The sequence below is a fragment of the Glutamicibacter sp. NPDC090743 genome (assembly GCF_044769125.1).
Classification (GTDB): domain Bacteria; phylum Actinomycetota; class Actinomycetes; order Actinomycetales; family Micrococcaceae; genus Glutamicibacter.
On record NZ_JBIVXE010000005.1, the window covers coordinates 54,862 to 67,947 of the forward strand.

Sequence of the window (13,086 nt, forward strand, 5' to 3'; positions counted from 1 at the left end):
GCGATGTACAGGCCAAAATCCTTCGCTTAGCTTATCGAACATTGCCGGACTTGTCTGAATCTCCGCCTGCAGAAATCGCGCAGAAGACGCTGGGGTTCGATAATCTGTCTTTATGAGCTCACTTGTATTCTTGGATCCGGCCTATCCGGCTGGTCGTCTTGCAGACATCACTGCACCGCAACTTCTGGTCACAGCACAGGGAGTCACGCGAGGTGATGGCATCTTTGAATCGATGCTCTACACCAACCAGGCCGTACGCAAATTCGAAGCGCACCTGGCACGCTTGGCGACCTCGGCTGAAGTTGCCGACTTGGCCATTCCCGATGCGCGCAGCTGGTTTGCCGCGGTAGATACCGCTGTGGCCGATTTCGATGCCACCGGCGGCGCTGAAGAAGCGGTGGTCAAGCTGGTCGCCGCGCGCGGCGAGCACGACAATGATCCTGCCATTTGCTGGGTCACCGTGACCCCTGCCCCGGCTTTGGGCAGGGAACAGCGTGAAACCGGTGTGGATGTCCTGATGCTGGATCGCGGCTACGACTCGAAGCTGGCCGAACGTGCGCCATGGCTCATGATGGGCGCCAAGACCCTTTCCTATTCGATCAATATGGCCGCCCTGCGCTACGCGCACAAGCACGGCGCCCATGATGTCATTTTCACCTCCGCCGACGGGATCATCCTGGAAGCTCCGACCTCGACCGTGCTGGTAGCCCAGCGCGATGGCGAGACCAAGCGGCTGCTGACCCCGATGCTTGAAACCGGCATCCTGCCAGGCACCACGCAAAGCGCCATTTTCGACGCTGCGGCCCAGGATGGCTGGGAGCTGGGCTACGGCCCGTTGCGCCCGGAAGACCTGTATCAGGCCGATGGCGTGTGGCTGGTTTCCTCCATCCGCCTGCTGACCCCGGTGCGCACCATCGATGCCAAGCCGTTGCGCCTGGACGCTGAGCTCCATGAAGAGCTCAGCGCCCTGAGCGAAGCAATCCGCTAGGACCACACCAAGTTGTAGGTCCCTGCCAGCACGGCCGCAGCCATTGCGGCCGTGCCAAACAGGATCCCCGTGGCCAGCACCATGCCATCACGCCAGGTGAAGGTGGCCGTGCGAATCCATGTGCGCTTGGCCGTGCCGAACCCCTTGGCCTCCATCGTGGTGGCCAACCGTCCGGCGCGGCGAATCGCTTGCACCAGCAAGGCCAGCACCTGACCCAGGGTTGCCTTGATGCGTTGGCCCACGGTGCCGAAGTTCCCGACACCGCGAGCGCGCCGGGCCAGCGTGAGCGTGGTGAATTCTTCCACCATCAACCCGAGCAATCGCATGCCGGCCAAGGCCCCGAGCACAAACCGGTGGGGTACCTTCAGCTGCTGAGACAGCGCCCCGCCCAAATCGCTTGGATTCGTGGTGGCCAGCAGCAAGATGCACGGGATGGCCAGCGCGAAAGCGCGCAGTCCGGTGGCAATGCCCCCGGCCACCGATCCCTCGGTGATGCTGAAGGCGCCGAATTGGGCGTAGACCATGCCGCTATCCTGGCCCACCAAGGCGATGCCCCACGCCGCAAGGATTCCGGCAATCAGCAGTGGCCCCGCGCGCTTGAGGAATTTCAGCGGGCTCAGCCCTGCCAGGGGGAAGAACACCACGGTCGCCACGATCACGACCAGCGCCGAAACCCAATCCAAGGTGGTGATCAACGGCAGTGTTGCCGCAGCCACCGCACCGAGCTTGGCCAGCGGATTGATCTTCGCCAACCAGCTATGCCCTACCGGCGCATCAAGCACCGGCCCCTGTCGCGGGGTACCAGCTTCCGGGGTGCCGGCAGTGACCACCAGGTCCCTTGCTTTGAGCACCGAGGCAAAGTGATCGTCGTGGGTCACAGCAATGATCGCGGTGCCCTGCTGCAATTCCTCAACCAGCAGCCCGGCCAGTTCCCTCCACGTATTCGCATCCTGCCCGAAGGTCGGTTCGTCGAGGATCAGCACCTGGGGGGATGCGGCCAGAACAGTGGCCACGGACAAGCGCCGCTTCTCGCCCCCGGAGAGAGTGAACGGGTTCGCGTCTGCCAAATGCGCCAGGCCCAAGCGTTCCAGCAACGCGTCCACGCGCGCTTGGACCTGGGCCGGCTCGTACTTCGGCGCATCGGCGCTGCTGGCCTGCGCGCGGCTGGGAGCGAAAGCCAGCTCTTCCCGAACGCTCTGGGTCACGAATTGGTGTTCGGGTTCCTGGAACACCGAACCGATCCGCCCAATCATTGCACCGGCCTTCCAGGCAAACGGGGAGTTGACCAGACCGTCGGCCAGTTGCGCGGTGGCCGTCAACCCGCCGTCGGCCGGGACGAGCAATCCGCCCAAGGTCAAGGCCAGCGTCGACTTTCCAGCGCCATTCTCGCCGCGAATCACCGTCGCGGTGCCCGCTTGCACATTCACGTCCACCGCTTGGGTGCGCGGTGCCGTGGCGGTGCGGGCGGATACCAGCTGCTGCGCTTCCAGCAGCATGGCACCGGCACCGTTCGTTGCCCGGGCCACCTGCGGGAAGTAGCCTGGAATCCACACCCCGGCAGCAGCCAGCTCCTCGCGCACCGTTTCATCGGTGTACAGCTGCTGCGGGTCCAGATCGTGCGCGACTCCCCCACCGGGCTGCAGCACGATAACCCGGTCCACATGCTGCGCCCAGGCTTCAATCCGGTGTTCCACGACGACCAGCGTGGCACCGGAAAGCCGGGCGGCGTTCAGCACCGCATCGCGCAAGAGCTCAATGCTCTGCGGGTCCACATTGGCAGTCGGTTCATCGAGCAGCATGACCCTGGGTTCCATGGCCAGAATGCCGGCCAAGGCCAACCGCTGTTTCTGTCCGCCGGAAAGTTGCTGGGTGCGGTGCTCGAAGGACAGCGCACCCAGACCCACAGCGTCCAGCACTTCGGGGATCCGCTGGCGGATCAGTTCGGGATCCATTCCGAGGTTCTCCGCGCCAAAGGCCACATCATCGGCGACCCTGCTTTGCACTACCTGGGTTTCCGGGTCTTGCTGCATCAAGCCCACCGGGTGGCTCCGGATGAAGGCATCGCTGCCATCTATGAGCAGCCGGCCAGCGACCTGATCGTCCTCATCCGCTTCCAGCAACCCGGCCATCGCGTGCAGCAAGGTTGACTTGCCGGCGCCCGATGGACCGACCAGCAGCACCTTCTCACCGGCGTGGATCGCAAGGTCCAGTCCCGAGATGGCAGGATTCTTCCTCTCGGAGTGCTGCCAGCCGAACCCCGTTGCGGTGATGGCGGCACCGCGCTGGGTCAGCGAGGCTGCGCCGGAATTGGCAAAGGAACTCATTTTGCGCTTTCCAGGTGCGCACGCCGGCTCGGCAGGGCGCTCAATGCACCGGTCTTCGCCAGTCCGCGCGTGGCCAACCAGGACAGCAGCCCTGCGACGACTACGCCGGAAATGCCGGTGGCGATCACGTGGAAGATCTTCATTCCGGCGGTGTACTCAACGTAGTAGGCCAGGATGTAGGCCTCGGAAATGCCGGCGAACAAGCCGGCGAACAAGCCGGCCAGCAGCGCCACGCCCAGGTTCCACTTGCGGTAGCGGAATGCTGCGAAGACCAGCTCTGCACCCAGGCCCTGGACCAGGCCGGAGATCAGTACGGTCAAGCCGTAGTGCGAGCCCAGCAGCGCTTCAACTACGGCGGCCAGCAGCTCGCAGTAGATTGCGGCGCCTGGCTTGCGGATGATCAGTGCGCCGAGCACCGCCGGGAAGAGCCACATGCCGGTGAGCAGCGCGGTGGCTGGCGGGAAAGCCGCAAAGGCGAGTGAGAACAGGCCATAGCCGGCACTCCACGCCCAGAAAATGACCCCTGAAGCGACGGCGATCACCGAGGCGACGACGATATCAACTACACGCCAGCCGGTACGCTGCTTCGAAACTGTTTCGTTCATTGCTGGTCCTCCTGTGGAAAGGAGGGGAGATGGACGGAATGAGGGCATACTGCCGCGCCTATCCGCATCCGAGATGCTCGACTTCCTTCGCCGGTACTAGCCGGGGCAGGTTCGAGGGTCTGCGATCTATCGCACTCTCAGCGTCTTGCGACTTTTTTTAAAAGTCTGACGCTCCCCTGTCGGAATAATTACTGCTCCCCCACCATACCGCAGGTATGCTGGGCAGAGGAACGATATGTCAAGAGCTTGATCGCGAGGAAAAAATGGATAAAGTGCAGAAACTTGCCACTACCGGTATCACCGTTGGCGCTGGCATGCTCGGCGGCAAGCTGGTTGATTTCCTTTGGTTGAAGGCAACCGGCAGCAAAGCACCACGCAAGGGCACTGAGGAAGCAGCGGAAGCTTCTTTCCGCCGTGCCTTGGGCTTCGCAGTCGTTTCGGCCCTGGTCGCAGCAATCCTGCAGACCGTGGCTGATCGCAGCGCCAACAAGGTTGTTGCCAAGTTCACCAAGTAAGCTTCGGCGTTGAGCCAAAAGCGGGAGCCGCCCAGAGGGGCGGCTCCCGCTTTTTCTCAATCTTGTTCGTCTGGCGATCCGGTCTTGGAAACCGGGGTGGTTCCGGTCGGCGGTGTTCCGTTGACCTTGTTGACCACGTGGCTCAGCTCATCGGAGAACAGGGTTTCCTTGGCAGCGTGCTTGGTCCGGTAGCCGGAACGGCCAATCATGTGGGCCGAAACCGGTGCGGTCAATAGCTGCATTCCCCAGGCCAGCACGAGTACCGGGACCACAGCCCAGCTGCGCAGGTAAATGGCCAGTCCAGCGAAAATCAGCAGGAAGCCGAGTACCTGCGGTTTGGTCGCTGCATGCATGCGGGTGAGCATGTCCGGGAAGGTCAGCAAGCCGATGCCTGCGATCAATGACATCAGGCAGCCAAGGATCAGCAGGACGGCAACGAGGACATCAAGGAAGATTTCCATTAGGCGTTCCTCTGATCCGAAACGAAGCGCGAGACGGTCACCGAACCGATGAACCCGAGCATGCAGGCGGCCACGACGAACAGCAAGTAGTCGGTGTGCTTGTGCAGCACCATTTCCAGGCACAGCGCGGCGGAGATGATCAGCAGCATCACGTCCAGGGCCAGCACCCGGTCAAGGATTGACGGTCCCTTGGCAACACGGACCAGGCAGGCGACAGCACCGAGCCCGAGCATGATGCCGCAGATCCAAATGACGATATCCAGCATGTTACCCCTTCCTCGCATCAAAGTTCGGTCCGCATTCGCTCTTGATCGCTTCGTACTCGTCTCGGCTGCCGATAGCCATGATCAGCCGGCGTTCGATGTCCCGGATGCCGGAACGCGCCTTCTCCACGTCCGCAGGCGACTCGATGTCGATGTAGTGCAGGTACAGCGTCGACGAGCTGCGGTCCACGTCGATCACGAAGGAGCCCGGGATCAGCGTGAGCACGTGGCCCACGGTCATCACGATCAGGTCCGAGTCGGTGCGCAGCGGGACCGCAATGACCGCGCTGCGGGTGCGCTTCCCGCGGACCAGCGCCAGCCAGGCCACGTGGACGCTGGCCGCGAAGACCTGTCCGAGGAACCAGATGAACAGCTTCAGGCAGTACCAGGCATTGATCCGGCCCGAAAGGACCACCGGCGGCAGCGGGAACAGGTTCACGATCAGCAGCGCGATGATCACGCCGAAGACCATGTTCCCCAGGGAGAAGTCCTGCCAGAGAGCACCCCAGACGAAGAGCAGCAGCAGAAGCAGCGGCCATTCCTGCTTGAGTGTCGCGCGGTGGCGCACGCCGGAGGTATCCAGCGCATCGTCAATGCGCTGGTCACGCGGTTCAAAGTTCTTGTTCGGCATCATCCCTCCAATCAGAATGGCAAGATCGAGCTGATATACGGTTCGCGGGCGATCAGTTCCGCAGCCACCCGCTCGCAGAATTCGAAGATCGGCCCGGCAAAGACGGTCAGGGCGATGCCCGCAAGCACCAGCGAACCGGTGGCGTAGCGCATGCCCCACGGCAAGGAGTCGGCTTCCAGCTGCTTGGCCAGTTTCAACCCCAAGCGGGGGTTCTGCGCGCCGCCGGCCAACGTCTCGTCGGCGACCTGCGTCGCTTCGGCCACCAGGTCCTGGTTGGGCACCTCGGCATCAGCGGCACGGCGCCAGAACACACGGGCCCACACGCGGATGATCGCCATCAAGGTCAGCAGGCTGGTCAGCAATCCGGCGCCGATCACGACCCAGGTCAGCGGATCGGCATCCTGCGCGGCCGCATGCAATAGCCCGAATTTGCCCAGGAATCCGGAGAACGGCGGGATGCCGCCCAGATTGATGGCCGGGATGAAGAAGAGCAGGGCCAATGCCGGGGAAAGCTTGGCCAGCGAGCCGAGCCGGGTGACATTCGAGCTGCCGGCACGGCGTTCGATCAGTCCCGCTACCATGAACAGCGAAGTCTGCACGATGATGTGGTGGCCCACGTAGTAGATGGTCGCGGCGATGGCCAGCGGCCCGCCCACGGCCACGCCGAAGATCAGGTAGCCGATGTGGCTGGTGAGCGTGAAGGAAAGCATGCGCTTGAAGTCCGTCTGCGCCAGTGCACCGAGGATACCGATGACCATGGTCAGCGCGGCCACCACCAGCAGTCCGGCGTTGACCGAGCCGCCCGGGAAGAGCAGGGTTTCGGTGCGGACGATCGCGTAGACGCCCACCTTGGTCAGCAACCCGGCGAACACCGCGGTCACCGGGGCCGGTGCGGTCGGGTAGGAGTCCGGCAGCCACAGGGACAGCGGGAAGACCGCGGCCTTGATGCCGAAAGCGATCAGCAGCAGCACATGCAAGATCAGCTGCGGGCCCTGGCCCAGTTCGGGCAGCTTCACCGCCAGGTCAGCCATGTTCACCGTGCCGGTGGCCGCATAGGTCATCGCGATGGCCATCAGGAAGATCACCGAGGAAACCACGGAAACCACCACATAGGTGGTACCGGCGCGGATGCGCTCGGCGGTACCGCCCAAGGTCAGCAGCACGTAGCTGGCGGTGAGCAGGATTTCGAATCCGACGTACAGGTTGAAAAGGTCAGCGGCCAGGAAGGCGTTGGACACTCCGGCCAGCAGGATCAGGTACGCCGGGTGGAATATTGACACCGGTCCGGGCTCGTCCCCGTCGGCCAGGCCCTGGCTGGTGGCGAAGAGCAGCACGGCCAGCGAGACGACGGTGGAGACCAGCAGCATGAAGGCGCTGAACCCGTCGACCATCAGGGCGATGCCGAAGGGCGACTCCCAGCCGCCAATATGGATGGCATAGCTTTCCCCGCCCCATACGGCGGCGAGCATTCCCGCTTCGAGCACCAGGGTCAGGCACAGGATGCCGATGGTGATCAGGCGCTGCAGGCGGACCTGGCGGCGGGCCAGGAAGGCTGCCCCGGCGCCGAAGATCGGCAGCACCACGGCCAAAGGGGCTAGATCCAGGAAATTCACTCTTCCCCCTCGCGCACTGGGCGTCCTTCTTCATCGACGAATTCGGTCGTATCCTCGGCCACTGGCGAGTCTTCTTCCTCGTCGTAGGCGGTCTTCTGGGACACCTTGATATCTTCGGTGTCATCTGTGAGCTCATCAGCGCTGGTCAGGGTCCAGGACCGGTAGATCATCGCCAGCAGGAAGGCGGTCACCGCGAAGGTGATCACAATGGCGGTGAGGATCAGGGCCTGCGGCAGCGGGTCCGAGTACGAGTCGGCCGCCGCATCCGGCTTGAACAACGGCGCCGCGCCCTTGCGCCCGCCGCTGGTGAGGATCAGCAGGTTGATGCCGTTGCCCAGCAGCATGATGCCCAGCAGCACCCGGGTCAGGGTGCGTTCGAGCACCAGGTAGAAGCCGGCCGCCAGCAGCACGCCGGTGACTACGAGGAAAGTGATGTTCACGCTCATCGGCCAACTCCAGTCCGGGAGGCCTGGATCTCGTCGTGGCGCTCCACCGGGCTGCGGCCCTCGGAGAGCGAATCAATCTCACTGCCCAAAGAACGCAGCACGTCCTGCACGAGGCCAAGGACCACCAGATACACTCCAATGTCGAAAATCGTTGAGGAAACGAACTTGTGCTCGCCGAAGAACCAGAATTCCAGGGCATAGGTGGTGAAGATGCCATCACCCAGCAGCAGCGGCACGATGCCCGCCAATCCGGCCAGCGCTATGCCGCCGCCGATCAGCATGCCCGGAGCGATGCGCATCGACTCGGAAAGTTCCACGCGGCCGCCGGCCAGGTAGCGGATGGTCAGCGCCAAGCCGGCGATCAGCCCGCCAGCGAAGCCGCCGCCCGGGGTATTGTGCCCGGTCAGCAGCGTGTACACCGACATGATCAGCACCGTGTGGAAAATCAGCCGGGTGACCACTTCAAAGATGATCGAGCGGCGCTCGGCGACCAGGGTGCTGCCAGCCATCAACCAGTCCTGGTTGGAGCTGGAGGCAAAGCGGCGGGCAATGCGCAGCTCGGTTTCCTTGGAGTCCTTGCTGCCCATGGCTTCGGAACCCGCGTCGATGCTGCCCGGTGCCACCTGGTGGGCCCGCACCCGGTTGCCGAAGCTGCGCCCGGCGAAGATCAGCGAAGCCACACCGGTGGCAGCCGCTGCCAGCACGGTGATCTCGCCGAAGGTATCCCACACGCGCAGGTCCACCAGGGCCACGTTGACGATGTTCTTGCCGTAGCCCTCGTAGTAGGCCAGATCCGGCCAAGCCAGGGAAATGCGGGCCTCGTTGCGGGCGGCCATCATCGCGATGGCAATGTAGACGACCATCACGGCCAAGGCGATCGACAGGATGGCCCGGCCCCACTTGATCCGGGTCAGGCCCACCCACAGTCGCTTGGGCAGGGCGCGCAAGGCGAGCACGAAGGAAACCAGCACGATGGTTTCCACCAGCAGCTGGGTCAGCGCCAGGTCCGGGGCACCTTGCAGGGCGAAGATCGCGACCATGCCGTAGCCGGTCACCGAAACCATCAGCACCGCCATGAAACGCTTCGGCGCGGTAATGGAGACCACGGCACCGGCGATGATCACCGCACCGATCAGCAGCTGGGCCGGGTGGTCGGCGATGATCCAGTTCGTTGGCCACGGGGTGTAGACGGTCAGCGCGATGGCCAGCGGGATCACCAGCACCACGACCAGGATGACGCCCAGGTAGAAGGAGAGCGAACCACGCTGGGTGCGACCGGTGATCCAGATGGCCACCTTGTCCAGCACGTTCACCGACATGCGGTAGATTTCCTCGGCCGAGGTGACCATGCGGCGCAGCGGTGCGCCGGTGTCGGTGCGGTGACGCAGCCAGAAGAAGCACAGGCCCAGGCCCACCGATATGGCGCTCAGTCCCAGTGCCGCGTTGAAGCCGGCAAATGGCAGCAGGTGCATTTTGCCCGGTCCGCCCTGCGCGGCCGACCAGTGGATGGCCAGCGGCTCCACCAGCTGCGGGTACAGGCCCAGGAACAGCGTCGCCGCCGAAAGAACCAGCAAGGGCGCCAGGAAGATCAGTGTCGGGGCCTTGCACTGCAATGCAGGCAGCTTCTTTTTCTTCACGCCGAAAGCCCCGAGGAAGAAGCGCAGCGAGTAGGCCATGGTCAGCGCCGCACCCATCAGGATGCCGATGAGCGCGGCCATTCCCCACCCGGTTTCCAGGTGCAGGGCCGATTCGTAGACCGCTTCCTTGGCAACGAAGCCGAACAGCAGCGGCACGCCGGCCATGGACGCCGCGGCGATGCCGGTGGTCGTGGCCAGGATCGGCATGGCACGGCGCAAGCCGCTGAGCTTGCGGATATCGCGGGTACCGGTGTTGTGGTCGATGATGCCCACGCTCAGGAACAGCGTCGCCTTGAACAGTCCGTGGGCCAGCGTCATGGCCAGTGCGGCAAAAGCCGCTTCGGGGGTGCCGAAGCCGAAGACCGCGATGATGAAGCCCAGCTGCGAGACCGTGCCGAAGGCCAGGATCAGCTTCAGGTCGTATTGCTTGAGCGCCCGGTAGCCGCCGATGAGCATGGTGAGAATACCGATGCCTACGGTCATGGGGACCCACAGGGTGGTCTCGGCGAAGCCCGGGGCCAGGCGGGCGATCAGGTAGACGCCGGCCTTGACCATGGCTGCCGCGTGCAGGTACGCGGACACCGGAGTCGGAGCGGCCATCGCACCGGGCAGCCAGAAGTGGAAAGGCACCAGGGCCGATTTGGAGATCGCCCCGACAATAATCAGCGCCACCGCAACATCGGTGAAGGCCCCCAAGGCCACCAGTTCATCGGCCGATGCCATGATCTCCGAGAGCTGGTAGCTGCCGGCCGCCGCGCCGAGCATCAAGATGCCGGCGAGCATCACCAGTCCGCCAAGGGTCGTGATGATCAGGGCGTTCATGGCTGAACGGCGCGCGGTGATCAGGGCCTGGCTGAAACCGATGAGCAGGTAGGAAAGCACGCTGGTGATTTCCCAGAAGATGAACATGATGATGATGTCATCGGCCGTGACCAAGCCGGTCATGGCTCCGGCGAAAGCGACCATCTTCGCCGCGAAGCTGCCGATCTGCGGATCATCATTCTTGAAATAGCGGGCGCAATAGAACAGCACCAGCGCGCCCACGCCGAGGATCAGCAGCAAGATTGTCGCGGCCAAAGAATCCATGCGGAAATTCAGGGCGATATTCAGCCCGGGAATCCATTCCATTTGAACCGATGGCGGCGCATTTGGCGCACCATTGGCCAGGGAATTATCGGCAGAAAGCACCGCCGGCATGCGGGTCAGCAACCAGATGAATCCCACTGCGGGCACGGCCGCCACAACGTAAAAACCGTTTCGTTTCAAGGCCCGGAATATTAATGGGCATAAAACAGCGGTGGCAAACAGCGCAGTGAGAATTATTAGCACGCTTTTCCTCTGTCGGCTGGTGGTGGGCAGAGTATCCAGAGCACTTCGAAAAGCGCCTGCATCTGTAATTTTATCAGCCGTGACCTGCCTGCAATCGCACGAATGTGCCCTTTAAGGAATATTCCCTGCGTTTTCCGCGACCAGCTGATTTTCCAAGCTAGCCGCTATTCTCCAAAAGGTCGTTCCTATTCATCGCCTGATTACCTGTTGCAGGTACGATGCCAGCATGGGAATCAATCAGGTCGAACCGTCGGCGATTCGTGAAAAGTGGCTTAATAAGTACACCTGGGCGTGGGCCAGCTGGGATTGGGGACAAGCCGCGATCAACGCTGTCATGATCACTTTCGTGTTCACCGTCTATCTCACCAGCGAGCTATTCGGCGACACCGACCATGCGTCGCTGGTCCTCTCGCAGGCACTGGCCACCGGCGGACTGGCCATCGCCCTGCTGGTGCCCGTCACCGGGCTTCGCGCCGATGTTGCCGGGCGGCGCAAGCTGTGGATCGTGGTCAACACGCTGGTTCTCGTCGCCATCTGCGCGACCTGCTTCTTCGTCTACCCCGACCCTTCCTACCTCTGGTTCGGCGCGATCCTGGTCGCGGCCATGTCGGTCTTCGGCGAATTCGCCGGCGTGAACTACAACGCGGTGCTGAACCAGATTTCCACCAGGGCAACGGTCGGCAAGGTCTCTGGTTTCGGCTGGGGCATGGGCTATGTCGGCGGAATCCTCGCCCTCGCCCTGGTGCTCTTCCTGTTCGTGCAGCCAATCGTGGACTGGCCAGGTGCCAGCACCGAAGAATCGTTGAACTTGCGCTGGGTGGCAGTGTTCTCTGCCGTTTGGTGCTTGCTCTTCGCGCTGCCGCTGTTCTTCGTGATTCCCGAAGCGCCACCGAGCACCTCGAAGAAAATCCCGCTGATGCTTACCTACAAGGTGCTGTTCAACAACATCAGGGAACTGTGGTGCAGCGACCGCAACCTGCTCTTCTTCCTCTGCTCCTCAGCCGTCTTCCGCGACGGGCTGGCCGCCATCTTCACCTTCGGCGGCGTCATTGCCGCGGGCACCTTCGGTTTCGAACTGACCGAAGTGATCATCTTCGCGATCGTCGGCAACGTCGTTGCGGCCCTGGGCGCGGTGCTTGGCGGCCGCATCGATGACGTGGCGGGCCCGAAAGCGGTCATTGTCGGTTCGCTGATTGGCCTGCTGGTTGCCGGCGCCGGAGTCTTCTTCTCCCCCGAAGCCGCGGGCTTCTGGATCTTCGGCCTGCTGCTGTGCTTGTTCGTCGGACCGGCACAGGCAGCTTCCCGCTCCTACCTCTCGCGCTTGATTCCCGAAGGACGCGAAGGAGAGCTCTTCGGGTTGTACGCGACCACCGGTCGCGCCGTGTCCTTCCTGGCACCGGCGCTGTTTGCCGGGGCCATCGCCATCGCTACCCCGCTGGTGGCATCCGGCCAAGCCCAGCGTTACGGCATCCTGGGCATCCTGGTGGTCTTGGCGCTCGGCCTGCTCCTGCTCCTGCCAATCCGGTCGCCCAAGAAGGTCACCGCGTAGCTTCCAGCCGCAAACGGCGCTGGCCCCCAACAAGTGTTGGGGGCCAGCGCCGTTTGCGGGATCCTGAGCGGTACTGCCGCTTAGTTCTCGATGATGGTCCGGTGGAAGTTCAGGTGGCTGCGCGAAGCCGTGGGGCCACGCTGGCCCTGGTAGCGGTTGCCGTAGGGTCCCGAACCGTATGGATGCTCGGTGTCCGACGTCAGCTTGAAGAAGCACAGCTGGCCGATCTTCGATCCCGGCCACAGCTTAATGGGCAAAGTAGCCATGTTGGACAGTTCCAAGGTCACGTGGCCGGAGAACCCTGGATCGATGAACCCTGCGGTGGAGTGGGTCAGCAGGCCAAGGCGGCCCAAGGAGCTCTTGCCTTCCAGCCGCGCGGCCACGCCGTGGCCCAAGGTCACCACTTCGTAGGTCGAGCCGAGCACGAATTCGCCCGGGTGCAGGATGAATGGCTCATCGGGGTCGACCTCGACCAGGCGCGTCAGTTCATCTTGCTCCACCGAAGGATCGATGTGCGCATACTTGTGGTTATCGAAAAGCCGGAAGAACCGGTCAAGTCGAACATCCACGGATGCGGGCTGGACCATCTGCGGGTCAAAGGGCTCTAGCCCAATCTCACCGGACGCTATTTCTCGACGAATGTCACCATCTGAATACAACACGCGTATAAATTTATCCTGACTTTCCCCGGCAGCCGAACTATTAGGCCAATTATGTACAGTGAG

At 63.0% G+C, this 13,086-nt stretch carries 12 protein-coding genes and 1 riboswitch; of the genes, 3 read left to right on the top strand and 9 right to left on the bottom strand.

The window, feature by feature from the left end; all coding sequences use genetic code 11:
- Positions 1–112 precede the first annotated feature (112 nt).
- On the top strand, positions 113–988 hold the full coding sequence (locus ACIQTS_RS11190; RefSeq protein WP_105657010.1) for an aminodeoxychorismate lyase: 876 nt from the start codon (positions 113–115) through the stop codon (positions 986–988).
- Here ACIQTS_RS11190 and ACIQTS_RS11195 read toward each other — a convergent pair.
- Both ACIQTS_RS11195 and ACIQTS_RS11200 read right to left on the bottom strand, forming a co-directional pair.
- Complete coding sequence (locus ACIQTS_RS11195) at positions 985–3,312, bottom strand: ATP-binding cassette domain-containing protein (protein ID WP_402473401.1); 2,328 nt, start codon at positions 3,310–3,312, stop codon at positions 985–987. The two genes, ACIQTS_RS11190 and ACIQTS_RS11195, sit on opposite strands and share 4 nt — an antisense overlap.
- The gene (locus ACIQTS_RS11200) at positions 3,309–3,917 is read right to left on the bottom strand and encodes an ECF transporter S component (RefSeq protein ID WP_105657012.1); all 609 of its coding nucleotides are present in this window, start codon (positions 3,915–3,917) and stop codon (positions 3,309–3,311) included. Before ACIQTS_RS11200 ends, ACIQTS_RS11195 begins: the two co-directional genes overlap by 4 nt.
- Before the next feature lie 65 nt (positions 3,918–3,982).
- Positions 3,983–4,105: riboswitch (TPP riboswitch) on the bottom strand.
- 75 nt (positions 4,106–4,180) lie between these two features.
- Here ACIQTS_RS11200 and ACIQTS_RS11205 point away from each other — a divergent pair.
- On the top strand, positions 4,181–4,432 hold the full coding sequence (locus ACIQTS_RS11205; protein ID WP_286134132.1) for a DUF4235 domain-containing protein: 252 nt from the start codon (positions 4,181–4,183) through the stop codon (positions 4,430–4,432).
- 56 nt (positions 4,433–4,488) lie between these two features.
- On the opposite strand, the gene mnhG is transcribed toward ACIQTS_RS11205, so the two are convergent.
- From mnhG to ACIQTS_RS11235, 6 genes are read right to left on the bottom strand one after another with little or no spacing between them, the layout of a single operon-like run.
- Positions 4,489–4,893: a monovalent cation/H(+) antiporter subunit G gene (mnhG, locus tag ACIQTS_RS11210; RefSeq protein ID WP_105657013.1), complete on the bottom strand. Its 405-nt coding sequence runs from the start codon at positions 4,891–4,893 to the stop codon at positions 4,489–4,491.
- Complete coding sequence (locus tag ACIQTS_RS11215) at positions 4,893–5,159, bottom strand: monovalent cation/H+ antiporter complex subunit F (RefSeq protein ID WP_105657014.1); 267 nt, start codon at positions 5,157–5,159, stop codon at positions 4,893–4,895. Before ACIQTS_RS11215 ends, mnhG begins: the two co-directional genes overlap by 1 nt.
- A gap of 1 nt (position 5,160) precedes the next feature.
- Positions 5,161–5,790, bottom strand: coding sequence for a Na+/H+ antiporter subunit E (locus ACIQTS_RS11220; RefSeq protein ID WP_332504067.1), 630 nt, complete (start codon positions 5,788–5,790; stop codon positions 5,161–5,163).
- A gap of 8 nt (positions 5,791–5,798) precedes the next feature.
- Positions 5,799–7,400 (bottom strand): Na+/H+ antiporter subunit D, encoded by a 1,602-nt coding sequence (locus tag ACIQTS_RS11225; protein WP_105657016.1) that lies wholly within the window; start codon positions 7,398–7,400, stop codon positions 5,799–5,801.
- Complete coding sequence (locus tag ACIQTS_RS11230; RefSeq protein ID WP_105657017.1) at positions 7,397–7,846, bottom strand: Na(+)/H(+) antiporter subunit C; 450 nt, start codon at positions 7,844–7,846, stop codon at positions 7,397–7,399. Before ACIQTS_RS11230 ends, ACIQTS_RS11225 begins: the two co-directional genes overlap by 4 nt.
- Positions 7,843–10,812, bottom strand: coding sequence for a Na+/H+ antiporter subunit A (locus ACIQTS_RS11235; protein ID WP_332485902.1), 2,970 nt, complete (start codon positions 10,810–10,812; stop codon positions 7,843–7,845). Before ACIQTS_RS11235 ends, ACIQTS_RS11230 begins: the two co-directional genes overlap by 4 nt.
- 226 nt (positions 10,813–11,038) lie before the next feature.
- Here ACIQTS_RS11235 and ACIQTS_RS11240 point away from each other — a divergent pair, with 226 nt between their 5' ends.
- Positions 11,039–12,361 carry an MFS transporter gene (locus tag ACIQTS_RS11240; protein ID WP_402473404.1) on the top strand — a complete coding sequence of 441 codons (1,323 nt, stop codon included), beginning with the start codon at positions 11,039–11,041 and terminating at the stop codon, positions 12,359–12,361.
- Positions 12,362–12,441: 80 nt separating this feature from the next.
- On the opposite strand, the gene dcd is transcribed toward ACIQTS_RS11240, so the two are convergent.
- Positions 12,442–13,023 (bottom strand): dCTP deaminase, encoded by a 582-nt coding sequence (gene dcd, locus ACIQTS_RS11245; RefSeq protein WP_013349886.1) that lies wholly within the window; start codon positions 13,021–13,023, stop codon positions 12,442–12,444.
- Positions 13,024–13,086 lie beyond the last annotated feature (63 nt).

Bases quoted from the DNA above. Each gene is read 5' to 3' on its own strand.
- ACIQTS_RS11220 (WP_332504067.1), bottom strand. From the start codon at position 5,790: ATGATGCCGAACAAGAACTTTGAACCGCGTGACCAGCGCATTGACGAT.
- ACIQTS_RS11230 (WP_105657017.1), bottom strand. From the start codon at position 7,846: ATGAGCGTGAACATCACTTTCCTCGTAGTCACCGGCGTGCTGCTGGCG.
- ACIQTS_RS11200 (WP_105657012.1), bottom strand. From the start codon at position 3,917: ATGAACGAAACAGTTTCGAAGCAGCGTACCGGCTGGCGTGTAGTTGAT.
- ACIQTS_RS11195 (WP_402473401.1), bottom strand. From the start codon at position 3,312: ATGAGTTCCTTTGCCAATTCCGGCGCAGCCTCGCTGACCCAGCGCGGT.
- ACIQTS_RS11190 (WP_105657010.1), top strand. From the start codon at position 113: ATGAGCTCACTTGTATTCTTGGATCCGGCCTATCCGGCTGGTCGTCTT.
- ACIQTS_RS11240 (WP_402473404.1), top strand. From the start codon at position 11,039: ATGGGAATCAATCAGGTCGAACCGTCGGCGATTCGTGAAAAGTGGCTT.
- mnhG (WP_105657013.1), bottom strand. From the start codon at position 4,893: ATGGAAATCTTCCTTGATGTCCTCGTTGCCGTCCTGCTGATCCTTGGC.
- ACIQTS_RS11215 (WP_105657014.1), bottom strand. From the start codon at position 5,159: ATGCTGGATATCGTCATTTGGATCTGCGGCATCATGCTCGGGCTCGGT.
- ACIQTS_RS11205 (WP_286134132.1), top strand. From the start codon at position 4,181: ATGGATAAAGTGCAGAAACTTGCCACTACCGGTATCACCGTTGGCGCT.